The following is a 23,041-nucleotide window of genomic DNA, read 5'->3' as shown; positions in this document are numbered from 1 at the left end:
CAACTTCCGCGTCAGCGGGTGACGTCCTTCGCTGCGCTCGCAGGCGCGCTCGGCTCAGGATGACCTGGGGTGAGAGATCCGCAGCCCGGCGCAGGTCGCAGGCGAAGTGTAAGGGCGGGCCTGCAGTTTGCAGGCCCGCCCTCAAGTTGTCTGTCGCTCCCCCCCTCCCTCTCCCAGTGCACAAAAGATGGGGATTCGGGGGTGAGGGCCTTTTCCGGCCCTCAGCTGTCCTACGGGTTCAGCAGCTTCCACACCTTCAGCGAGGTCGCCGGCATGTCCAGGTCGGTAATGCCCTGCGGCAGCAGCGCGTCGAGCACGGCGTTCCGCAAGGTCGGGGTGCTGCCGATGGTGCCAGCCTCACCAACGCCCTTGACGCCGAGCGGGTTGCGGTCGGTGGTCGTCACCGTCCGGTCAAGCTCGAACATCGGCAGGATGTGAGCCGTCGGCAGCGCATAGTCGGACAGGGTGCCCGAGACGAGCTGGCCGTCGTCGTCGTACACGACCTCCTCGCAGAGCGCCTGCGCGACGCCCTGCACGATGCCGCCATGCCGCTGGCCGTCGAGCAGCAGCGGGTTGATGACGTTGCCCACGTCGTCGACGGCCACGAACTTCTGGAACGTGACCCGCCCGGTCTCCTTGTCGATCTCGACCTGGGCGATGTGGACGCCGAACGGGAAGACCGAGTCGTCGGGCTTGAAGAACCGGGTCGCCTCAAGGCCTGGCTCGTCGCCGGCCGGCACGTTGCCGCCGTACGCCCGTGCCGCGATCTCCTTGAGGGTGATCCGCTTGTCCTCGACGCCGCGCACACCGAACCCTTCCGGCGAGATCTCGATGTCCTCGGCAGCCGATTCGAGCGCATGCGCCGCGATCCGGACCGCCTTCTCCTGCACCGTCACCGCCGCGATCTTCGTCGCGCCGCCGCCAACGGCCGCGCCGCGCGAGCCAAACGTGCCGACGCCCGTCTGGGTCATCGCCGTATCGCCGTGGAGCACCACGATGTCGTCGATGGCCACGCCCAGGTGATCGGCCACGATCTGCGCCATGGTCGTCTCGGTACCCTGGCCATGCGGTGAGGTACCGGTGTGGACCATCACCTTACCGGTCGGCTCGACGCGGACCGTCGCGCTCTCCCACGGCCCGAAGCCGCAGATCTCGACGTACGCTCCGACGCCGATCCCAACGATGCGCCCCTCTTCACGAGCCTTCTTCTGCTCTTCGCGAAGCTGAGCGTAGCCGGACACCTCCAGGGCCTTGTCGAGCGCCTTGACGTACTCGCCGGTATCGTAGTTGGCCCCGAACGGCGTCTTGTACGGGAACTTGTCCGGCGGGATGAAGTTGACGCGGCGAACCTCGGCCGGATCGAGCCCCAGCTCGTGCGCCACCTTGTCGATGGTGCATTCGAGCAGATACGTCGCCTCGGGCCGGCCAGCCCCACGGTACGCGCCGACGGGCGTCTTGTTGGTCAGCGCGCCCTTCAGCTCGAACGAGATGTTCTCGATATCGTAGGGGCCGGGCAGCATCAGGCCCGTGAGCATCGCCATCAGCGGAGAGAGATACTGGTAGTACCCGCCGATGTCGGCGACGACCGTCACCTTCAGCCCGGTGATCCTGCCGTCGCTCCTGGCAGCGGCCTCGATGACGTCGACCTGTCCGCGACCATGCATCGCGGCCTGGAAGTTCTCGCTGCGGGTCTCGGACCACTTGACCGGACGGCCCGTCCGCATCGCGGCGATGGCCGTCAGCGTCTCCTCGGGCGAGACGTCGATCTTGTTGCCGAAGCCGCCGCCGACCTCTGGCGCGATGACCCGGACCTTGTTCTCGTCGATGCCGAGCAGCGCCGACATCTTGGTCTTGACGGCGTGCGGAACCTGGGTCGAGGTCCAGAGCGTCAACTCGCCGGGATCGCCCGGTCGGGCGGCGCGCCAATCGGCCAGGCAGCCGCGCGTCTCCAGGGCCGTCGGCAGAACGCGCTGATTGACGATCCGCAGCGACACGACCTTGTCAGCCGAGGCGAACGCGGCGTCCACGTCGCCGTGAGACAGCGACTGTGTGTGTCCGAGGTTCGTCCCGAACTCTTCGTACAGGAGCGGCGCGCCGTCCTCCAGCGCCTTCTCAGGGTCCACCACGGCCGGCAGCGGCTCGTAGTCCACCTCGACCAGCGCGGCGGCATCGCGCGCGGCGTAGCGACTGTCGGCCAGCACGGCGGCGATGGGGTCGCCGACGTAGCGGACCTTGTCGGTCGCCAGCGGATACCGCTCCATGTTCTTCACGTTCTGGAACGGCTCGAACCCGAACTCATACGGCAGCGGACCCGTCGTCGCACCTTCGAGGTCCTTGGCCGTATACACTGCGACCACGCCGGGGACGGCGGCGGCGGCCGATGTGTCGATCCCGTTGACCTTCGCATGGCCGTACGGGCTTCGGACGAACACGAGATACAACTGGCCCGGCAGTTGAATGTCGTCAACGTACTGCGAGCTACCGGTGATCAAGCGCGGGTCTTCCCGCCGCCTGACTGGCTGCCCCATCAGTTTGGGCAAGGGAGCGGTCATCGCCATTGGTTCCCCTCCGCAGAGAAACGCACAGGTGTCACGACCATCGTAACGTCCTACCTGGCCTATGCCAAGTAAGACATCTTCTCAGGTCAGCGCCTCGCGCGCCAGTGCGCGAACGTGGCAGATGGTAACGGCTCGGGCGAGTGTCTCGGGAGCGTTCCCGCGGCGCCGACCGGCGCCTGGCCGAGACGCTGTCTGCTCCACAGCCGGCGTCGCTCAGCGCAGGCCGAGCTTGTCGAGGCGCTGCGGGAACATCTGCTTCGTGGCATGCCGCGCCGCGCGGAAACCCGAAGATCAGGGTCTGGGCGCCCAGTTGGCAAGGTAGACGTGGACGTCGAACACCGTTGCCATCAGCTCGACCGAGTCGCCACGAAAGTCGCCGTAGCTGTGCGTCACGACGAAGTTGTGGGAGCCGATCTCCGCCCGCGACGAGAGCGCTCGCAGGTCATGCTGCTGGTCCCTGGTCAGGGCCTTGTCAACGGCCTGGAACTCGTCGTACTGGAATTCGCTCGCGGAAGATCGCCCCATCCCCGGACGCCCGACGACAATGGTCATCATCGTACCGCCTGGGCAAGACCTGCGACCGGGCCGTACGGGCGTGAGACTCTGCTACCCTTTCCGCATCGTGCGCCCGTCGCTGGCGCGGAGCGCACTCCCTGGAGGGACTCCGTTGAAGGCCGCCATTCTCAACGACTACCAGACCCCGCTGAGCATCGAAGATCTGACGATCGACTCGCCCAAGGCCGGCGAGGTCAAAATCAGGATCAGCGCGACCGGCGTCTGCCACAGCGACTACCATGTGATGAAGGGCGAGTGGAAGTTCGGGGTGCCGATCCTCCTGGGCCACGAGGCCTCTGGCATCGTCGAGGAGGTCGGCACAGGCGTCACGGGCATCAAGCCGGGCGACCGCGCAGCGCTCTCGTTCCGACCGTGGTGCGGGCGCTGCCGCAACTGCATCACCGGCAGCTCGGTGCTCTGCACCGGCTACGCGGGCGACCGCTTCAAAATGCATGACGGCACGTCGCGAGTGCATCGTGGCGCAGAGGACATCAACATCCTTGGCCGAATGGGCAGCTTCGCCGAGTACGTGGTGATGCCGGCCGAGCAGGTCGTGCCCATCGAGCAAGAGATCGACATGGCATCACTGGCGCTGATCGGCTGTGCCGTCACGACGGGCGTCGGCGCGGTGTTGAACACAGCCAAGGTCACGCCGGGCAGCACCGTCGCGGTGATCGGCTGCGGCGGCGTCGGCCTGAACGTGATCCAGGGCGCGGCAGTCGCCGGCGCGAGCCGGATCATCGCCGTCGATCTGCTCGACAACAAGCTCGACTACGCCAGCTCATTTGGCGCAACAGACATGGTCAATGGTTCGAAGGGTGACGCCGTCGAGCAGGTGATCGACCTGACCGACGGCGGCGTGGACTACGCCTTCGAGGTCATCGGCAACTACCGGACCGTCGAGCAGGCGATCAAGATGATCCGGCCGGCCGGCACGGCGGTGATCGTCGGGATGGCGCCGCAGAATCAGACGGCCGGGCTTGATCCGCTGCTGTTCGTCCAGAAGGAAGCGAAGCTGCTGGGGTCGTGGTACGGCTCGTCGCGGCCCCGCCTGGACTTCCAGCGGTTCGTGGACATGACCCTGGCCGGCAAGCTGAAGGTCAAGGAGATGATCACACGGGAGTACCCGCTCGATCGGATCAACGAGGCCTACGACAGCCTCGGACGGGGCGAGGTGGCCCGCAGCGTCGTCACGTTCAAGCACTGAACGTCGCCGAGGCCTGCGCGACCGGAAGCGGCACGGTCGTGCAGGTCTCGGCGCAGCGCGCGGCAGAAGTAGCGCGGGAGTGGACATATCCCCGCGCGGCGACTGTCGCGGTCCCGCTCGCGTGGGTCTAGCACAGCGTCTTGTCGAGGGACTCGCCGCAGTAGCCGCAGAAGCGATGGCCGAACGGCAGCTTCCGTCCACAGCCTCGGCAGGCGATCGTCGCGGCGTCGAGCACTTGCACACCTGGCGCCTCCAGCGTGGACGCCGCGACCGGCCCGGCCAGCGTCTGGCCGGCATCGTCGGCCCGCCCCAGCGCCCCCGCGCTCAGCCAGCTTGCGCCGGCGGCCAGCAGCCCACCACCCTGTGTGACCATTGTCTGTCCGACGCCGGCAGTCGCCCGTCCTTCGATCCCTGAAGGCCCTGAAGGCGCGCTGCGTGCGAGCGCATCGGCAAGGCCGCCTGCGTCGCCGCCGAGTCCGGAGCCGCCGCCCGTGCCGTTGTGCAACAGGGCGTCGGCCGGCGAGCCACTCGGAGCGCCCGCCAGGACATCCTGCGGCCCACCGATGCTGCGCGCCAGCGCGTCACCACCGGCATTTCCGCCAAGGCCGCCACCGGAGCCGCCTGCGCTGTGCGCCGAGGCCAGGTCTGTGCCTGAGGGCGAGATACTGCGTGCCAGCCCGTCGCCTGCGCCGCCGCCGAGGTTGCCGCCGGGGGCCGGCTTTGGGGCGGCGTCGGCGGCCGTCGTCGGGCGCGGACTGTAGTCGGATGGACCGCCGGCATGCTGACCGGGCATCTTGAGGTCGGCCTGCGACGAGCCGAGGTTGCCGCTCGCGTCGGGCATCGTCTGGCCGAAGCCCTCGCCGCCACCGAAGCCACCGCCCTGCGCCCCGGCTCCGTTCGACTGTGCGAAGCCGTTGGTATGCCCAGCACCATCTGCCAGCTTGCTGAGGCCGCCATCGTGTCCACCCAGCCCCCCGGAGGACGGGCTGCCGCCGCCCTGGCCCGTGAGCGTCTGCGCGACGTGATTGGGGTCGATGAAGTCCGTCAGCGTGTGGCTGTCCGTCGATGTCTGCGAGCGCACATCGGCCTGCGTCTGCGTCTCGCCCCGCATCGCCGACGATGCGTCGGAGATCGTGGCCGGGTCCGGCGCACCCCCCGTGCGGGAGATCAGTCGCGAGCCGCCGCGTCGGAGCGCATCACCCGACTGCGTCAGCGGGCGCATCATCAGCGAGCCGCCGCGCAACATCTGGCCTGCCACCGCCGCCAGTGCGAACAGCAGCGTCCCGAACAGCACGTACGGGGCAGGGTCCGGCTGGCTGGAGCTGGCGACCTCGACCCGCTCCGATGGCTCGGGGTCGGACGGCACGGGCGTCGCCGGCGGGATCGGCGTCTGGGTCGGATCGACGGGTGCAGCCGCCACGATTGTCTCAGGGGTCGCCGTCGCCTCGGCCACGACTGCTGTCGGCGTTGGCGGGACCGGCGTCGCAGCAGCGACCTCAACGGTCGGCTCGGGCGTCGCCGGGCGGTCGGCGTCGTCAACCACGCCGGCGATGTTCGGCGGCTCGGGCGTCGGCGTGGCCGTCGGCTGCGGCAGCGGCGTGCTGGTCGGCGGAACCCGCGTCGGCTCGGGCGCCGGCGCTTCGGGCACGAGCGGCAGCATCGGCAGCTCAACGGTCGGCGCCGGCGTGGCCGTCGGCGGCACCGGCGTGCGGGTCGGGCGCGGAGTGTTGGTGGGCGGCACCGGGGTCTCCGTGGGCGGGAGCGGAGTCGGAGTCGGCGGCTCAGGCTCTGGCTCAGGGGTCGGCGTGCGGGTCGGCGGCCTCGGGCGCGGCGTCGGAGTCGCGGTCGGCTCCTCGGGCTCCGTCGTCGGAGTCACGGTCGGCTTGCGTGGACGCGGGGTCGGGGTGGCGGTCGGGTCCGGCTTGTCCGGTACCGGGGTCGGCGTGGGGTACTTCGGCTTCGGGGTTGGCGTCGCCGTCGGCGGCGCCTGATCGCCACCCTGGTTGCAGTTTGGCGAGACGATGCGCCCAGTGCACGGGTTGGCCGGCTGCGGATCCTTCGTGACGACCTTCGGCTTCGGCGTGGGCGTCGGATTTGCCACGGCGTACCGATCGAACGGCCGAGAGGGATCGAACGGGGCGGCCAGCGTCGAGGACGCCGTGAAGCCAAGCACCAGCAGGGCCGCGCCGGCCGCGAGCCACGGCGACCGCGAACTCTTTGGATTGCGGGGGGCACGGGTGATCTCGGCGTTCATGGTGGCAACCTCGTCCTGCGCCGCGAAGGCAGCGTGCGCGGCCAGCGGATGCTGGCCTCCTACCACCAGCGTAGGCGTGGCCGCGCGATCTGCCTGTCAGGCGGGCGGCGTCTCACCTGTTGGTCTGCAAACAGTGCGTGCAGCCCGCCCGGCGCGAAACGAGTCCGACTCGAAGGAAACGGCCGGAAACGCGTTCAGCGGCTGGCGGCGATACAGGCAGCCATGACCACCGTCACCTCGCCCTCCGTCAGGACGCCGCAGCGCCGGACCTGATCCAGCAATGCGAATCGGCGTCCGCGCCGGGCGCGTTCGAGCACCTGCGACGTGTATGGCTCGAAGCTGCCCGCCCAGGCGTCAACGGCCGTCTCCGGGTTGAAGGCAGCCCGATTCACCAGGAACACGTCGATGCCGTACCGCTCGGCGATCTCGGTGAGCCGTTGCGGCGTGTCGGCGTAGTAGGCGTCGATGGCAGCCTGGGTGCGCTCCTGCACTTGGCTGTAGAACCCGACGTGGTAGGCCAGCGCGTACTCGCGATTCGTCAGGACGCGCCGGCCGGAGAACGCCGGCACCGAGTCCGCCTCGACTGGCGCGCCGACCACCAGTGTGTCGACGGGCAGGGTCCGCAGGTACGCGGTGATCTCGGGCGTGCGGTCCTGCACGAAGTTGCCATCGTACAGGGCTGGATACAGGGCCAGCCCGACCGCGAGGGCGACGCTCACCACACCCACCACGCGTGGCCGCGCGGCAGGACCGATCCGGCCAGCCAGCGCGCCGACCAGCACCGTCATCCCCACGCCAGCGGCGATGGCGAACGCCAGTGGCACACTCCAGGCCACGAACCGGGCTGGCAGATAGAGCTTGAACAGGAGCAGGTGCGCCGCCACGAACAGGATCAGCGACGCGCCGATCAGCCGGGTGAGCACGCCGAACGTCGGACCGAGCGTCCGTCGCGACCTTCCGATCGGCAGCGCTGCGAGCGGCAACAGGCCGGCCAGCGCCAGCAATTCGTAGAAGATCGGGATACTCGGAAAGAGACGGTCAGCCACCCGGAGATCGAAGCCGCTCCGGTAGCTGACCAGCCAGTACTGGTACTGGCTCGGATCGAAAAAGGCGTTTCGACCGCCGGGGCCAAACTCGGGCATCTGGCGCGCGGCAGCGCCAGAGACGGCCGGCCCGAACGGTGACGACCCGAAGACCGTTGGCGCGAGCAGCAGCAGCGCGACGATGCCGCAGGCGACGGCTCGCAGCGAGGTGGCGCGGTCCGTCGTGAGCCGTGGCCCACGCGCGGTCCAGGTGACCAAGGTCAGGCCGACCAGCACGACGCCGAGCGCAGCGGCGCTCGGGTACATCACCGCCTCCAGCGCCACGACGGCGACTACCAGCCACCAGCGCCAGCCGGCCGCGAGCGCGAGCAGCAACAGGGTGGTCAGCGGCAGCAGAAACGCGCGCGGACTCCCGGTCGGCAGATCGTCATACTGCCAGACGTACCAGGAGTTCACAGCCGTAGCCAGAAAGGCGGCCGGGCCAGACGAGTAGAGCCGCATCACCAGCCCGAACGTGCAGCCAGCCGAGAGCAGCCCGAGCACCGGCGGTAGCAGCTTGCTGGCGGTGGCCAGATCGACGAACGGCAGCAGCAGGCGGAAGATCAGCACGTAGCCGGGCGGCGCCTGGCTGGCGAAGTAGTCGGCAAAGAGGTCGTCGCGCAGGGTTGTGGGGTCGGTCAGGCGCTGCATCCAGAAGACGTGCTGGCGGGCATCGTCCTGGATGGTGGCTGCATCAAACGCCGTCCACATCGAGCGGCCGATGCAGAGCGCGGCGAACAGCAGTGCGGCCAGCAGCCAGCCGCCGTAGGCGAGGCGGGTCACTCGCAACCGGTCTCGAAGGTGGGTGCACGCGGATCGAACAGCGAGCGGTTGACCCACGGCAGCGCGTACGGCGTCTCGACCACGACCCGTCCCTGCTCCTCGCGCCGCTCGCCGGGCAGCGGGGCCGGCCGCGCGATCCAGTACCGTTCGTGGCGCGGCTCGTCGCGGGCCGGCCGGCGTCGCTCGTCGCGCTCGACGTAGCGCAGCACGACGGTCGTCACGTCGCAGGCGCGCAGACGGACGCCCGGCTCGCGTGGGCTGACGTCCTTCCGCACGTCCTCCAACTCCAGTAGGTAGTCGAGCGCCTTGGCCCAGGTGCCGCCACCGCCGCTCGGGAGCAGGTGCAGGTCCGCGTGCACGACGAACGGCTCGCGGGCGCGTCGCTGCTCGTCCACGAGCCGGATCATCTGCCAGGGGCCGGCGTTGCTGCGCCCGGCCGCGATCTCCACGCCGTAGTAAGCCCAGAGGCCGCCTAGCTGCACGATGCCCACGACCGCCGCAACGCCGCCGACGGTGGCCCACACGGCGCCGGGCGTCCTGGCGGCCGGATAGCGTGCCGCCAGCATCATCAGCATGCCGGCCAGCACCACCAGCGCCAGCGGAACCAGTGGCATGATGTAGCGGGCTGCCAGGATCGGAGACCAGCGTTGGTTGAGGGCGGGCACCAGGATCACCACCGGCAACGTCACGCAGAGCAGCAGCCAGTCACGCCGCCAGATGGTCCAGGTCAGCGCGGCCACCAGCCCGACCAGCGCTACCAGCACGCGTGGATCGGACAGGTACGCCCCAGCCGTCAGGCGAGGATCGACCACCCCGGCCACGGCCTGCACGATCAGCACCAGGATCCCCAGCAGCGACGCAATGTACCCGAATCCGTCCAGGCCACTGCCGCCGGCGTACTCGTTTCCGACCCTGGCAGCCTGCGTCAACGTGTCGAAGCCGCTGCTCAGGTTGTAGGCCAGCACGTTGCTGTAGCCGACGGCGGCCAGCAGCGCGGCGAGCCAGACGGACGGGCGGAGCGGCAGCCGTGGATCGCGCAGGAGCGCGTAGAGCCCGGCCCCGGCCAGGAACGCGATGACGGACGGGTGCGTCTGCAGCGTCATACCCCAGGCCAGCCCCGCCAGACCCAGCCGGAGGGCGTTGCCCGGTCGTTCGAGCGCCCGCAGCAGCAGCCAGAACGCCGCCGTCGTGAAGAGCGGCGTCACGCAGTTCGACCATGCAACATGGCTGTTCACCAGGACGTGCGTGGCGTTCACAGCCAGCAGCAGCGCCGCCAGTAGCCCGGCCCGCGGTCCGTACAGCTTCCGACCGAGCAGGAACGTCATGCCGACGGTCAGCGCGCCGCCGAGCAGCGAGGCCAGGCGCGGCCACTCGGCGCTGCGCCCGGTCGCGGCGAAGCCGGCCGCCACCACGTAGCTCCAGAGCGCGCCGATGTACGCGTCCACGTTGACCAGCGGGCGCAGCTCCCCCCGCGCGATGGCCCAGGCTCGCAGCGCTTCCTCGGTCTCGTCGGTGTACGGCGGGACGATGTTGACGTTCGGCCAGCGGATCGCCGCCGCCAGCGCCGCCAGCGCCAGCACGATCAGCAGATCGCGAACAGTGGCCCACCAGCCGACCGAGAGGGCAACCGCGTCCGTGTGAGCGGCCCGCACGACCGCGACGTCAGCCACGGCCGGCCGTCCCGGGCGACGATCCGGCCGACAGGCCCGGCCGAGCGACCAGCGGCCAGCCCAGGGCTGCCCGCCACCAGATCGCCAGCATGCCGACCGGCAGGAAGACCAGCGGCACGACCAGCCGGGCGTCGTACTGGAGCAGGTAGGTCAGCGGCGCCAGCAGCACGAACGCCAGCGCCAGCCCGCGTATCTGCCAGCCGGGGGTGGCCAACGCCAGCGGCAGCAGCCAGAGCAGATACCACGGGTTGAACCACTGCGACCCGAACAACAGGTAGCCAAAGAACGAGGCGGCCAGGGCGCTCGGGAGGTTGAGCGTCCCGCGCCAGAGCGCCTGCAACGCCACACCGAGGATCAGCAAGAATCCGCCGTTCGCGACGATCCGCGCCGCGGACATGGCCCGGTCGAGCGGCCAGCCGGCCCCTTCGAGCGCAATGACCACCAGCTCACCCGGCGAGGCCGAGAAGATGCCGCTTCGCTCCATCCCCTGGAAGGTGGTCAGGCCCACGAAGAACGGCGCATACGCCCCGAGGAAGATCGCGGCCGCCGGCGCCGCCCCGAGGACAATGTCGCGCCGGGCGCGTCCGCCGCTCCGCAACGCGGCTATCAGGAGCACCGGTGCGGCCAGACCGGCCAGCGGCTTGACCAGGAACCCGAGCGCCACCAGGACGGGGACGATCCACCAGCGGCCAGCCAGCGCCGCCCAGAGCGCCAGCAGCATCGGCAGCGCGGCGACCACGTCGTTGTGGCCGTTCTGCAGCGCTTCGAAGAGGACCAGCGGGCACCACGCGTAGGCGAGTGCTCCCGCAAGCGCCCGCTCAGGAGCGACCGTTCGCAGCAGCCCGAAGAGCACGCCAATCGTCCCCAGGTAGGCCAGGATCGGCCAGACCTTCATCGCCATGATGGCGTTGGCGCAGCGCTCGCCGCCGACCTCGGCGCTGACGGCTTCGAGCACCCGCCAGATCGGGCCGTGCGCGTTGACCACGGCCTTCCAGTACACGAGGTCGTAGAAGCGGTCGTCGGGGTAGTCGGCCGGCACCTTGACGAACGGGTTCTCGTGGTAGACGGCCAGGATGCGCCCGTCGAACACATATTTGAAGATGTCGTTCGAGAGGACAGGGTAGGCCGGCAGCAGGAGCACCGCCAGCCCGAGCGGCATGCCGACCAGCAGCAGGAGCCAGAGGGCCCGTCCCTGCACCCGCGGCGCGAGCCACAGCGACGCACCGTACATTCCCGTCAACGCCAGGAGGGCCGCCAGGAAGACGGGTCCGGTCACGGCGGTGTACCTCGGGGTCGTGAACAGGCCGAGCACCCAGGTCGGCCGGTTGCGGGTGCAGAACTCCTGGAGTGGAAACGGTCCGCTGAACGCGGCGAACAGCACGCCGGCCAGCCCCGCGCCGAGCAGGCAGACGACGCTGGCCGGCAGATAGCGTGCGATCATCGAACAGGCCGCCGAGCCGAGCACAGAACCACAAGCGCTCCCCTTCCGGAACGCGGCGATGATACTGAACGGAACGGCGCGCCGGCCCGCGCCCAACTGCCCACCGAATCTGTGCCCGGCACCTACACGGTGGTCAGCGCGTGGTCCGCCAGCCATAATCGGCTCGCGCTCACGTGTCGACAGCTCGGCCGGCGCGGCATCGCTCGTCGCCGGACCGTCACAGGAACGCACGCACAGGAGGTGCAAGCGATGGCACGCCCACCAGTGAATCCGAACAAGATCGACTGGTCTGGTGAGAACCCGGGGATCACCCTGAAGGCCACGGTAGATGGTGAGACGACCTGCCTGGTCTCGTTCTTCAGGGTGGTGGTCTCGCCGCACGGGCCGGGCCACGCCGCGTTCGTGCTGACCGACCCGCTGCTCAAGGGCGGCGACGCCGTGGTGAACGCCTGCTTCACCGACAACGAGCCGCTCGCGCGCTACCTGCAGTCCGACTTCCTGAGCTACTTCGGTGCGTGGCGGGGCATCCCTGCGCTCGACGGGCTGACCTACACGCCAGCCGCAAGCTTCCAGCACAGCGGCAACCAGTCAACCGACTGGGTCGAGACGATCACCGGTCCGGGCGTTGACGTTCGGCTGGCCTGGAAGTCGCTCCGGGAGCCATTCTTCGTCGAGTACCTCAAGGAGCAGTCGGCCACGGGCAAGCACGAGATGTTCTCGCTGTTCGTGCCGGCGAGTGGGGCCGAGGTCGTGGCGAACGGCGTGACAGGCGCCGGCGTGGTCGGCCCTCGCGACGTGTTCGGGACGCAGAGCAGCATGGCGTTCCTGGCGTTCTCGGAGACCTGGCTGCACGCGTAGCGCGGAGACCGTCGCGCCAGGGCGGCGCCTGGATCTTCGTGACAGACGGGTGAGCGCGTCTCGGGTCACGCGCTGGAGGGGTGGCGAAGCGATGGCAACGGACCTCGTGCGGGTGGCATTCCTTGGGCTGGGGGCGATGGGCCTGCCGATGGCCTGCAACCTCGCCGAGGCTGGCTTCGAGGTTGCCGGCTTCGACGTGGCAGCGGAGCGCTCGGCGCAGCTTGCCGAGCGCGGTGGACGGGCCGCCGCCACGCCGGCCGACGCTGCCCGGGGAGCACAGGTCGTCGCCGCCATCCCGTTCGACGCCGACCAGGAACGCGCGGCGTTGTTCGGCCCCAACGGTGCGCTGGAGACGCTCGATCCGGGCGGCCTCGTGATCCTGATGGCGACCATCGGCCCGGTCGCCCTGCGCGCGCTGGCGGCCGACATCACGGCGCGCGGCTTTCGGGTCGTGGACGCGCCGGTGACCGGCGGGGCGTCGGGGGCGCAGGCCGGCACGCTGACGGTCATCGCGTCGGGGGCGGCCGTGGATCTGGCCGCCGCCGCACCGATCCTCAAACCGATGTCCGGCCAGGTGTTCCAGGTCGGGACGGAGCCGGGCCAGGGCCAGATGATCAAAATGGTCAACCAGCTGCTGGTCGGCACGCACCTCGCGGCCGCTGCCGAGGCGATGGCGTTGGCGCGGGCGGCCGGCGCCGATCTCCAGCAAGTCTACGACCTCCTGATCACCGGACAGGCCCGCAGCCAGATCTTCGTCAGCCGCGTCGGCGCGATGCTCGACGGCGGCTTCCAGACCGGATCGAGCCTGCGAATCTTCACCGAGAAGGACATGCCGCTGGTGCTTGAGACGGGCCGCGCGTTCGGCGTCCCGATGGTCACGGCATCGGCGGCGCTCCAGACGATGCAGCTTGCTGCCGCGTTCGGGCTGGAGGATGCCAGCGATGCGAAGCTGATCCACCTGCTGACCGATCCTGTCGCGGTCGTGTCCGAGCTGACCGCCGACCGCGACCGCTCATAGCCACGTTCAGAGCGTCGATTCTCGGGGCCAAGCTCAGGGTTGCGCTGCGCGAGGAAAGGGTTTTCGCGCGCACGAACTGTCGCTATACTGGCAGTGATGCGCCTGTGAAACGTCACAGGGCTGTCGATTTCTGCGCGTCAGGCAGGGCCAGTGTCGCGGCTATGAGCGCTGTCCCAGCGGGGCCTGGACGGTTCCTTGGAAGGGTGGCATGCAGCATCGTGACCTGCCTCGGCCCCGAGGACCGGTGCATTGCCGGGTGTGCACCATCCTCATCGGCCAGGGATATGAAGAGCGGCGGCCGATTCCGCTGACCAACGGCCGTGGCTACATCTGCTGGCAGTGCTACGCGTCGCTGCGCCGGCAGGACGCCCGCCGGACAGAAGAGCAAGAACGCGCAGCGTCGCGCTGACCCGGCCCTCAGCGCGGGGACGACTGGCCTCATCGCCGACAGGATCTGGCTACAATCACGGGAGCCGCGTCTGCGAAGGCGCGGCTCCTTGCGTGTTGCCACTTCATCCGACACCACCGCGCCCGAGGAGACGATGCTCGACGACCGTGCTGACGCCTGGCTGCACTTGAAGCGCGACGCCTCGGCGAAGCTCGATCCGCTGGTTCAACCGATTCTGGCGCAGGCGGCTCGGCGCTCGTGGGATGGCGGCGGCCCGCGGTTGCCGTGGCGACGCCCCCCCTGGCGGATCGTACCCTCAGCCGACGACGTGAGCTGGCGGGCCTACCACTACCTCGGGACGGCGGCTGACGAGGATCACCGCTACTTCGAGCTGGGCGTGACGGCACACCTCGACCAGCAGGGCAACCTCGTCGGGTTCGGCGTGGATAACGGCATCGACTTCATCGGCCTGCACGACGTGAGCGACTATGGCCTGCAGCGCGGGCTGGAGTACATCCGCCAGCAGCGCGCCCGCGTGCGCACCTACGCCAGCCCGACGTTCGACCACCCGCTCAAACCGTTCAAGGCCTGATCGTTCCACGCACACCGAGAGCCGGAGGCTGAAGGCCCCCGGCCCGCGTGCTGTTCGGATGAGATCGCCTGCATCCGGGCGGTCGGGATCAGCCGTGAACGACCTCGCGAAGCTGCGGAGCCGTCGTCTCGAGGCCAAGGCGGCGGGTCGCCTCTTCCAACCGGCGATACACCAGCCGGGCGGCCTCCGGCTGCAGGGTACTGACGGTCAGGCTCAGCTCGAGCGGCGTCCGCACCAGCTCCAGGGACACGGCCCGGCCGCGCAGCAGCATGTTCGCTGCACCGCCGTCCGTTCGATGCTGGATCGAGAGGGTGCCGGCATCGGCCCGCAGCCGGTGGCGGTTGCCGAGCAGGCCACTGGCTCGGACGTTCGCCCAGACCGTCGCCTTCGAGAGCGGGCTGTCGAGGTGGCCGAGCAGCTCACGGATGCCATCGTAGGAGAGCCCGAGCCAGTAGAGCAGCACGCTGGCCTGCCGCAGCGCAACAGTCTGGCGGGCGCTGTCCACGCCGGGGGGATAGAGCCTGGTGGTCTTGCGGCAGCGCTTGCAGATGAAGCGGATGACGTCCGCGCGCAACGTCAGCGGATCCTTGAGTGCCTTGGAAGCTCGCTGGTGGAGGTTGAACCCCTGCGAGCCGCAGCGGTCGCAGCGTTCGGGTCGACGTCCGTCATGCTCGACGATCGGTGTCGGAATCATCACCGCGATGTCCATGCCGACGGTCCTTTCCTGGTACGGCCCCATCCCGAGGCCTCGCAGGAAGGGTAGGCAGGCCCGCTTAAGCCACCCTTAACCGGAATGGCGTCAACGTAAAGTGGCGGTTAACGTTCCGACGCCGCGCGGGCCATGGGGGCAAGCCGCCCCTGGCCGTCAGCTGACGAAGCGATAGCCGACGCCCCGCACCGTCTCCAGGCGGCGCGGCGAGCCAGGATCCTCTTCGACCTTCTCGCGCAGCCAGCGGATGTGGACGTCGACCGTGCGCGTGTCGCCGCCGAAGGTGTAGCCCCAGACCTTCTCCAGAAGCTGGTCGCGCGTCAGGACCTGCCCGCGATGCTGCATCAGGTAGATCAGCAGGTCGAACTCCTTCGGCTTGAGTTGCAGGACACGCTCACCCAACGTCACCCTGCGCTGGAGCGGATCGACCTCCAGATCGCCGGAGCGCACCGCCTGGGGACCTTCTTCGTCGGCGGCCTGCTGGGTCATCCGCGAGCGGCGCAGCATGGCCCGAATCCGCGCCAGCAGCTCACGCATGCTGAACGGCTTCGTCATGTAGTCGTCAGCCCCAACCTCCAGCCCGACGATCTTGTCGATCTCGTCGTCCTTGGCGGTGAGCATCAGGATCGGGACGGTGCTCTCGCGCCGCAGCTGGCGGCACACTTCGAGGCCGTCGATGCCGGGCAACATCAGGTCCAGCACGACGAGGTCAGGCATGCTCGCCCGCGCCAGCTTCAGCGCCTCGTTGCCGTCCATCGCGACATGCACGTCGAAGCCGTCACGGCGGAGGCTGTAACGGATCGTGTCTACGAGGGTAGGCTCGTCGTCAACCACCAGCACGCGCGCCATCACGTCACCTGATCGCCGGGGAGTACGCCGGAGGATACCAAGCCGGAGAGCACCGCCAGCAGGCGCTCGCACTCGTCCAGCGGCCGAACTGACACACGGATATACGCCGGCAGTCCGAATGAGCGGGCATCTCGTACCAGGATGCCACGCCGCAACAGCTCGGTCCGTACCTGCTGGCCATCTCCGACGCGGACGAGCCAGAAGCTCGCACGGGTCGGCACGCAGGAGAATCCGAGCTGCTCCAGCCCGTCCACCAGCAGCGCGCGGGCACGGCGGGCCAGCCGCCGACCTTCGCGCAGGTACTCGTCGTCGCCGAGGGCGGCCAGCCCGGCCGCCTGGGCGTAGGCGTTGACGCTCCAGGGCGGCTGCGACAGGCTGATCGCCCGCCCGACCTCGGGGTCGGCCAGCAGGTAGCCGAGTCGCAGCCCCGCCAGCCCGTGACTCTTCGTCAGCGAGCGCAACACCACCAGCCGCCGGTCTTCACGGCGGAGGGCGTCGGCGCTCTCGACGCCTTCGGCAAGCTCGATGTACGCCTCATCGACGACCAACAGCCCGTCGCTCAGGCTCGCGAGCATCGACCGGAGCGCCTCAGGGTCCAGCGCCTGGCCGGTCGGGTTGTTCGGGTTACAGACGAACACGACGCGCGGGCGCAGCCGCTCGATCTCGGCGCAGACGGTTGGCAGATCGGGACGAAATCCATCGCGCTCGGAGGCGTCCAGCTGCACGACCGTCGCGCCGGCTCGGCGTGCCCCGGCCTCATACTCGCCGAAGGTCGGGCCGAGGATCAGCGCCGTGTCGCCCGGCGCGAGGTACGCCTCGGCCAGCAGCCAGATCAGCTCGACCGAGCCGTTGCCGACCAGCACCTCGTCGTCACGCACCGCGTGGGCCGTCGCCAGCGCGGCCCGCAGCCGCAGGCAACGGTCGTCCGGATAGACGGATACGTCCACAAGGTCGAGCGCCCGCAGCGCGCGCGGGGATGCGCCGAGGGGGTTCTTGTTGACGCTGAAGTCCAGCAGGGCGTCGGCGCGAATGCCGAGGGTCGCCAGCTCAGCATAGTCTGGCCCGCCATGCTCGACACGCGGCACAGCGGGCTGTCGGGGCACGGGCGGCGCCCCGACAGCGATGGTTGGCGTGGGGGTTGGCGCGGGAGTTGGCGCCGGCGACTCACTCACGCGACGGACGATACCACCTCACGCTGATGCTGGCCGCCGTGCGGGTTCGGGGCCGGCCGTCGCAAGGTCAGCACGACCAGCGCCGCGAACACGATCACCCACAGCGCCGAGCCGTAGACATCCCCGAACGCCTGGGCCTGGGCCGTGGTGGTCTGTGCACTGCCGGCGGCGTTCGCCAGCATCCGCCCCTGGAGCAGCGTCGCGAAGGTCGCCACCGCCAGCGACGACACGACGTTCTGGCAGGCCCCGCTGAGCGACGTGACCCGGCTGACGAGGTTGCGTGGCGCCGTGTTGAGGACGTGTGTCCCCAGCGGCATCATCGCCATGCCCATGCCACCGCCCATGATCGCCAGGGCCAGGATCAGCTCGAAGGTCGTCGTCCCCGCGTTCAGGCCCGAGAGCAGCCAGAACGCGACAACCACGATGCTCAACCCCACCACGACCGGCGGGCGCGCCCCGAAGCGGTCGAACAGCCGGCCAGCCAGCGGCATGGTGCAGGCGGCCACCACCGCGTTTGGCAGCGTCAGCAAGCCCGTCTGGAGCGGGGAGTAGCCACGCACCTGCTGGAGAAAGACCGGAATCAGGAAGAACGTCCCGAACATGCCGAAGATCATCAGCCACTGGGCCAGGATGGCGACGCTGAAATCGCGGCTCGTGAACACCCGTAGCTCGATCAGCGGATGGGCCGTGGTCAGTTGCCGTGCGACGAATCCGATCAGCGCCAGAAAGCCGACGCCGACGCCGACCAGGGTCGGCAGACCGGTCCAGCCGTACTCGGTGCTCTCGCTGATGCCGTAGGTCAGGGCCGAGAACGCTATCGGGCCGAGCACCAGCCCGACGAGGTCGAGCGGCGCCTGGGAGCTCTCGCTCGCGAAGCTCGGCAGCGACCGGATCCCGATGTAGACGGCGACGACGCCCACCGGCACGTTGATCAGGAAGATCCACGGCCAGGAAGCGATCTCCAGCAGCCAGCCCGAGATGACCGGACCGAGGGCCGGTCCGAGCAGCATCGGGATGCCGAAGATGCCCATGACTGCGCCGCGCTTCTCGGGCGGCGAGACGCGGAAGAGGACGGCCATGCCGACCGGCATCAGCATGCCGCCGCCAAGCCCCTGGATCACCCGGAACAGCGCGAGCATCGGGGCCGTGGTGGCCGCCGCGCAGAGCGCCGAGCCGAGCGTGAACATCACCAGCGCCGTCAGGTAGACCCGTTTCGAGCCGTAGCGGTCGCTGAGCCAGCCCGAGATCGGGATGACGGCAGCCGACGCCAGCATGTACCCGGTGATGATCCACTGGAGCGACTGGATGCTGGTCTCGAAGACGCGTCCGAACGTCGGGAGCGCCACGTTGACGATGGTCGCGTCCAGGATCGACATGAACGCGCCGAGGATGATGGCCGCGAGCGTCGCCAGGATCTGGGTGATCGTCGGCGACGACGGGCGACCGGACGCCGAGTGGTGCGGAGCGGAGATCATGAACAGGCCTTCCCAGTACGTGGTGTGAGGCCGGCCTGCTGCACTGCAGCCACCTCGAGCGTGGTGATGGCCGACAGCACGGTGTCAAGCTGGTCGGCCGGGATCGTCTTCAGAATGTCGGCAAGCCGCGCGCGGTGCGTCGCATGGATCCGCTCGAAGAGCGCGGTCGCCTTGTCGGTGGGCCGCGCCCACGAGATCCGCCGGTCGGCTCGGTCCTCTTCGCGCCGCGCGTAGCCGCGCTGCACCAGGCGATCCACGACCGCCGTCACGGCGGGCGCACCCACCTTCAACCGTTCGACAAGGTCGCGTCCGGTCAGGCCGCCCGTGTCCACCAGCAGCATGATCGTCTTGAGCTGGCTCATGGTCAGGTCGAGGCTGCCCCAGCTGGGATTGTCGAGCGCGTGTAGCGCCTTCATGAAGCCGTGGAACATCAGGCAGATCTGCTCGACGCGCGGGTCGTCCGCCTGGGTGGCGGGCGAATCCGTAGCGGCGACGAACCGGTCAGGGGCGGGGATTGCCAACGGACACTTTCCTTCGGTCTAATAGTTCATGTGCATCGAAATAGTACCGGTCTCGCGAGCGGCCGGGGCAAAATGCACGGCCTCGTTCACAGAATGGTGACACCTCTGGAATACCCTGAGCGGAGGGCAGCGGGGATACTTCGATATGCTAGAACTGTCCGGTACGTTCGAATCATCCCTCAGTGCGCGCTTCGTCCGTTCTCTCGCCTGAGGGCCTGACGGGCCGATGCCCGAAGCACCTGGTCGCGTCGCTCACGCCTCTCCAGTTTCTGCAGGAGTGCATCCGCCGAGATGGGTCTGACACGCGTCGCCATCACCCGCCCGGTCTTCATCCTCATGGTGATCTCGGCGATGGTCATTCTTGGCCTCGTCTCGTTCAGCCGCCTGAATGCCGAGCTGTTCCCGAGCATCAATTTTCCGGTCGTGACCGTCGTCACGACGTACTCGGGTGCGTCGCCTGACGATGTCGACCGGCTGGTGACCCAGCCGCTCCAGGACGCCATTGCCGGCATCGCCGACATCGACGTGCTGCAGTCGTCGTCGGCGGAGGGCCGCTCGCAGATCACCATTACCTTTCTGGACTCAGCCAACACGGACACGGCCGCCATCGACGTGCAGCGGCGCGTCGGCGCGGTGGTCAACCAGTTGCCGGCAGATGCTGACACGCCGTCCGTCTTGAAGCTCGATCCCGGGCTGCAGCCGGTCCTCTTCCTGGCGTTCAACGGCAACATGCCACTCGACCGGCTCTTCGTGCTGGCGGACGACAAGATCAAGCCGCGCCTCGAATCGCAGAACGGCGTCGCCTCGGTCACTATCAGCGGCGGCCTCCAGCGCGAGGTTCAGATCCTGGTCAACCCGGATCGGCTGCGCGCCTACGGTTTGACCATCGATCAGGTCTCCCAGGCCATCGCGCGGGAGAACCAGGGCCAGCCCAGCGGCAGCATCGACCGTGGCCGCGAGCGCATCAACCTGCGAGTCTACGGCCTGTTTCAGTCCGTCGAGGACATCCGCGCCGTCCAGATCCCGACGAATGGTGGCCAGAACATCCGCCTCGTGGACGTCGCCGAGGTCGTCGACACCTTCAAGAAGCCGACGAGCCGCACCTGGCTGAACGGGCAGGAAGCCGTCTCGCTGACGATCACCAAGCAGTCGGGCAGCAACGAGATCGCCACGGTGGACGGCGTCCGCGCTGAGATCGCGCGGGTGAACAAGGATCTGCCGAGCGGCGCCAGCATCTCGATCATCAGCGACAACTCGGTCGCCACGCGCAACTCGCTCAGGGGCGTGCAGCAGAGCCTGATCGAGGCCGTCGCGCTGACAGGCCTGGTGCTGCTGGTCTTCCTGCACACGCTCCGCAGCACGGTCATCGTGCTCTTCGCGATCCCGACCTCGCTGATCACGACCTTCCTGGCGATGCTCTTCCTCGGGTTCACCTTGAACCTGATGTCGTCCATCGCCCTGGTCATGGTCATCGGCGTGCTGGTGGACGACTCCATCGTGGTGCTGGAGAACATCTTCCGCCACCTGGAGATGGGCGAGGAGCCAAAGGACGCCGCCATCAAGGGGCGCAGCGAGATCGGGCTGGCGGCCATCGCCATCACCCTGGTGGACGTGGTGGTCTTCACGCCGGTTGCCTTCATGTCGGGTACGGTGGGCGGCTTCTTCCGCCAGTTCGGACTGGTGATCGCGGCGGCGACGCTCCTCTCGCTGTTCGTCTCGTTCACGCTGACCCCGATGCTCGCCTCCCGCTGGCTCAAGAGCGGCCACCACGAGCCGTCGTTCACGCCGTGGCGGCTGTTTCTGCGCGGCTTCGAAGCGTTCATGGACGGCACGCGGCAGGTCTACGGCCGGATGATCGCCTGGGTGCTCCGGCACCGCTGGGTGCCCGTGCTCGCGGCGGTCATCACACTGGGCGCTGCCATCGCGATGGTGCCGCTCGGGCTGATCAAGTTCGAGTTCATTCCGGCCTCGGACAACGGCCAGGTCTCGGTGACGGTCGAGATGCCGCCAGGGTCGTCGCTCGAAGCGACCGAGAACGTGCTCAAGGTCATCAACAGCCGCATCGCGGACATCCCAGAGATCGAGTTCTACCTGGCGGCATCTGGCCAGGGCGGCGGCAGCGGCTTCGGTGCGAGCGGCAGTGGCGTGCGGTTTGGTCGCGTCCAGATCGTGCTGTACCCACTGCACGACCGTCATCGCTCGAACGTCCAGATCGCCGACGAGGTCATCGAGCGGACTCGCGACATCCCCGTCGCCACAATCCGGGTGGCGACTGCCAGCGGCGGCGGTGGCAGCAGCCAGCCGATCCAGGCCCTGATCACGGGCGAGGATCCGCAGACGCTCCAGGCGGTCGCCGCCAGGGTCCAGGAGACGCTGGCCGGCATCTCTGGCGCGCGCGACGTGACCAACAGCGTGGCGGCGTCGAATCCCGAGACCCGCGTGATCCCGGACCGGCAGCGGATGGCCGACTCCGGCGTCTCAGCCCAACAGCTCGCGCAGGTGCTGCGGACCGCCGTGGACGGCTCGGTCACCACCAAGCTGCGCGCCGAGGGGCAGGACGAGGTGGACGTGCGCCTGCTGCTGGCCGAGCAGGCACGGGCGGACGTCGGCAGCATCCTGGCGATTCCGATGACGGCCACGCGCGGCGGCCAGTCCGCGACGATCAACGTCGGGCAGGTGGCCCGGGCGTCCGAGGTGGCTGGCCCGACCTCGGTTGACCGCCGCAATCGTCAGCGGCTGGTGACCATCGGCGCGAGCCTCGGCGCTGGCGTCCCCCTCAACGACGTGACACGACCGCTGCAGCAGGCGGTCACCGAGATGACGGCTGACGGAACGATCCCAGCCGGTTATGTCGTGTCGCTTGGCGGCCAGAGCGAGCAGCAGGCGAAGGCGTTCAACAACCTGATCCTGGCCCTCGCGCTCTCGGTGATCCTGGAGTACATGCTGCTGGCAGCCCTCTACGAGAGCATGATCCTGCCGTTCGCCACCATGTTCGCCCTGCCGCTGGCCGTGATCGGCGCGTTTGTCGGGCTGGCCGTGACCGGCAACACGCTGAACCTGCTCTCGATGATCGGCGTGATCGTGCTGATGGGGCTGGTGGGCAAGAACGGCATCCTGCTGATCGACTACACCAACACGCTCCGCAATCAGGGACGCGCGCGCAACGACGCCCTCCGCGAGGCCGGCGAGACGCGCCTCCGCCCGATCCTGATGACGACCGTGGCGCTGGTCGCTGGCCTGACGCCGCTGGCGATCGGCCTGGAGGAAGGCTCCGAGACCTACAAGGGCATGGCCTCGGTGATCATCGGCGGCATGCTCTCGTCCACGCTCCTGAGCCTGCTGGTCGTCCCCTGCATGTACACCTACTTCGACGATCTGCAGCGGCTGATCGTGCGGCTGTGGCGCTGGCGGCCATTCCGGCGCGGCGGGATGGCCGAGCCGCATCCGCTGCCCGCACGTGAGTCGGCCCACGGCCCGGCGGTCGCTGGCCGCCCGCGCCTCGAAGAGGTCGGCAGCCGGGGCTGAACCAAGTCCAGGGCGATTGCATGTTCATTGGTGTCCCCGAAGCATCATGGAACGGGCGGTCGGGGACTGAAGTCCCCGCCTACACGCATGCAGTCGCTGCGCGACGGACACCGGGCACGGACAGGGACTGGTGAGACTACAGCGTCGCGAAGCGACTGCAGGATCGTAGGCGGGGCTTTCAAGCCCCGACGCCGCCGCACGACGCGCTCAACATACGATTGCACTGGTAGCAGCATCAGGGCGATCGCATGTTCATTGGTGTACCCGAAGCATCATGGAACGGGCGGTCGGGGGTTGAAACCCCCGCCTACAGTCATTCCGTCGCTGCGCGACGGCCGTCGGGAACGGCAGGCACTGGTGCGACTGGAGCGTCGCGCAGCGACT

Annotated in this window: 16 protein-coding genes; 5 read left to right on the top strand and 11 right to left on the bottom strand. The window is 68.9% G+C overall.

Annotated elements, in window-relative coordinates; genetic code table 11:
* Window positions 1-230: 230 nt before the first annotated feature.
* Together IT306_13180 and IT306_13175 are read right to left on the bottom strand one after the other, a co-directional pair.
* On the bottom strand, window positions 231-2,558 hold the full coding sequence (locus tag IT306_13180) for a xanthine dehydrogenase family protein molybdopterin-binding subunit (GenBank protein ID MCC7369375.1): 2,328 nt from the start codon (window positions 2,556-2,558) through the stop codon (window positions 231-233).
* Window positions 2,559-2,849: 291 nt separating this feature from the next.
* Window positions 2,850-3,113 carry a hypothetical protein gene (locus tag IT306_13175; GenBank protein MCC7369374.1) on the bottom strand — a complete coding sequence of 88 codons (264 nt, stop codon included), beginning with the start codon at window positions 3,111-3,113 and terminating at the stop codon, window positions 2,850-2,852.
* A gap of 112 nt (window positions 3,114-3,225) precedes the next feature.
* Between IT306_13175 and IT306_13170 the strand changes: the two genes are divergently transcribed.
* Window positions 3,226-4,320 carry a Zn-dependent alcohol dehydrogenase gene (locus IT306_13170; protein MCC7369373.1) on the top strand — a complete coding sequence of 365 codons (1,095 nt, stop codon included), beginning with the start codon at window positions 3,226-3,228 and terminating at the stop codon, window positions 4,318-4,320.
* A gap of 127 nt (window positions 4,321-4,447) precedes the next feature.
* Here the strand turns inward: IT306_13170 and IT306_13165 are convergent, their stop codons facing one another.
* The 4 genes from IT306_13165 to IT306_13150 all read right to left on the bottom strand — a co-directional run bounded on the left by IT306_13165 (window position 4,448) and on the right by IT306_13150 (window position 11,550).
* A complete protein-coding gene (locus IT306_13165) occupies window positions 4,448-6,574 on the bottom strand; it encodes a hypothetical protein (GenBank protein MCC7369372.1) in 2,127 nt (708 codons plus the stop codon).
* Window positions 6,575-6,768: 194 nt separating this feature from the next.
* Window positions 6,769-8,439 carry a hypothetical protein gene (locus tag IT306_13160; GenBank protein ID MCC7369371.1) on the bottom strand — a complete coding sequence of 557 codons (1,671 nt, stop codon included), beginning with the start codon at window positions 8,437-8,439 and terminating at the stop codon, window positions 6,769-6,771.
* Window positions 8,436-10,109 (bottom strand): glycosyltransferase family 39 protein, encoded by a 1,674-nt coding sequence (locus IT306_13155; GenBank protein ID MCC7369370.1) that lies wholly within the window; start codon window positions 10,107-10,109, stop codon window positions 8,436-8,438. Before IT306_13155 ends, IT306_13160 begins: the two co-directional genes overlap by 4 nt.
* On the bottom strand, window positions 10,102-11,550 hold the full coding sequence (locus IT306_13150) for a glycosyltransferase family 39 protein (protein ID MCC7369369.1): 1,449 nt from the start codon (window positions 11,548-11,550) through the stop codon (window positions 10,102-10,104). Before IT306_13150 ends, IT306_13155 begins: the two co-directional genes overlap by 8 nt.
* Window positions 11,551-11,799: 249 nt before the next feature.
* Between IT306_13150 and IT306_13145 the strand changes: the two genes are divergently transcribed.
* From IT306_13145 to IT306_13135, 3 genes are all read left to right on the top strand, one after another.
* The gene (locus IT306_13145) at window positions 11,800-12,408 is read left to right on the top strand and encodes a hypothetical protein (protein ID MCC7369368.1); all 609 of its coding nucleotides are present in this window, start codon (window positions 11,800-11,802) and stop codon (window positions 12,406-12,408) included.
* Window positions 12,409-12,499: 91 nt separating this feature from the next.
* Complete coding sequence (locus tag IT306_13140; protein ID MCC7369367.1) at window positions 12,500-13,426, top strand: NAD(P)-dependent oxidoreductase; 927 nt, start codon at window positions 12,500-12,502, stop codon at window positions 13,424-13,426.
* 497 nt (window positions 13,427-13,923) lie between these two features.
* Complete coding sequence (locus tag IT306_13135; GenBank protein ID MCC7369366.1) at window positions 13,924-14,406, top strand: hypothetical protein; 483 nt, start codon at window positions 13,924-13,926, stop codon at window positions 14,404-14,406.
* An 88-nt stretch (window positions 14,407-14,494) separates the two neighbouring features.
* Here IT306_13135 and IT306_13130 read toward each other — a convergent pair whose 3' ends face one another.
* The 5 genes from IT306_13130 to IT306_13110 form a co-directional block, all read right to left on the bottom strand.
* Entirely contained in the window at window positions 14,495-15,100 is a 606-nt protein-coding gene (locus IT306_13130) for a hypothetical protein (protein MCC7369365.1), read from the bottom strand.
* Window positions 15,101-15,271: 171 nt separating this feature from the next.
* Entirely contained in the window at window positions 15,272-15,964 is a 693-nt protein-coding gene (locus tag IT306_13125; GenBank protein ID MCC7369364.1) for a response regulator transcription factor, read from the bottom strand.
* Window positions 15,964-17,136 carry a histidinol-phosphate aminotransferase family protein gene (locus IT306_13120; GenBank protein MCC7369363.1) on the bottom strand — a complete coding sequence of 391 codons (1,173 nt, stop codon included), beginning with the start codon at window positions 17,134-17,136 and terminating at the stop codon, window positions 15,964-15,966. Before IT306_13120 ends, IT306_13125 begins: the two co-directional genes overlap by 1 nt.
* On the bottom strand, window positions 17,133-18,611 hold the full coding sequence (locus IT306_13115; GenBank protein ID MCC7369362.1) for a DHA2 family efflux MFS transporter permease subunit: 1,479 nt from the start codon (window positions 18,609-18,611) through the stop codon (window positions 17,133-17,135). The genes IT306_13120 and IT306_13115 overlap by 4 nt, the downstream gene beginning before the upstream one ends.
* Window positions 18,608-19,042, bottom strand: coding sequence for a MarR family transcriptional regulator (locus IT306_13110; GenBank protein ID MCC7369361.1), 435 nt, complete (start codon window positions 19,040-19,042; stop codon window positions 18,608-18,610). Before IT306_13110 ends, IT306_13115 begins: the two co-directional genes overlap by 4 nt.
* A 381-nt stretch (window positions 19,043-19,423) precedes the next feature.
* Here IT306_13110 and IT306_13105 point away from each other — a divergent pair, with 381 nt between their 5' ends.
* Entirely contained in the window at window positions 19,424-22,657 is a 3,234-nt protein-coding gene (locus tag IT306_13105; GenBank protein ID MCC7369360.1) for an efflux RND transporter permease subunit, read from the top strand.
* Window positions 22,658-23,041: the final 384 nt, after the last annotated feature.

This window comes from Chloroflexota bacterium (assembly GCA_020850535.1).
Classification (GTDB): domain Bacteria; phylum Chloroflexota; class UBA6077; order UBA6077; family JACCZL01; genus JADZEM01.
Note: the sequence above shows the minus strand (reverse complement) of the source record. Positions and strands in the feature narration are given on the sequence as shown.

Excerpts from the sequence above, each read along its gene's own strand:
- IT306_13180 (MCC7369375.1), bottom strand. The coding sequence starts at position 2,558 with ATGGCGATGACCGCTCCCTTGCCCAAACTGATGGGGCAGCCAGTCAGG.
- IT306_13175 (MCC7369374.1), bottom strand. The coding sequence starts at position 3,113 with ATGATGACCATTGTCGTCGGGCGTCCGGGGATGGGGCGATCTTCCGCG.
- IT306_13165 (MCC7369372.1), bottom strand. The coding sequence starts at position 6,574 with ATGAACGCCGAGATCACCCGTGCCCCCCGCAATCCAAAGAGTTCGCGG.
- IT306_13150 (MCC7369369.1), bottom strand. The coding sequence starts at position 11,550 with ATGATCGCACGCTATCTGCCGGCCAGCGTCGTCTGCCTGCTCGGCGCG.
- IT306_13145 (MCC7369368.1), top strand. The coding sequence starts at position 11,800 with ATGGCACGCCCACCAGTGAATCCGAACAAGATCGACTGGTCTGGTGAG.
- IT306_13140 (MCC7369367.1), top strand. The coding sequence starts at position 12,500 with ATGGCAACGGACCTCGTGCGGGTGGCATTCCTTGGGCTGGGGGCGATG.
- IT306_13130 (MCC7369365.1), bottom strand. The coding sequence starts at position 15,100 with ATGATTCCGACACCGATCGTCGAGCATGACGGACGTCGACCCGAACGC.
- IT306_13125 (MCC7369364.1), bottom strand. The coding sequence starts at position 15,964 with ATGGCGCGCGTGCTGGTGGTTGACGACGAGCCTACCCTCGTAGACACG.
- IT306_13115 (MCC7369362.1), bottom strand. The coding sequence starts at position 18,611 with ATGATCTCCGCTCCGCACCACTCGGCGTCCGGTCGCCCGTCGTCGCCG.
- IT306_13110 (MCC7369361.1), bottom strand. The coding sequence starts at position 19,042 with ATGTTCCACGGCTTCATGAAGGCGCTACACGCGCTCGACAATCCCAGC.
- IT306_13105 (MCC7369360.1), top strand. The coding sequence starts at position 19,424 with ATGGGTCTGACACGCGTCGCCATCACCCGCCCGGTCTTCATCCTCATG.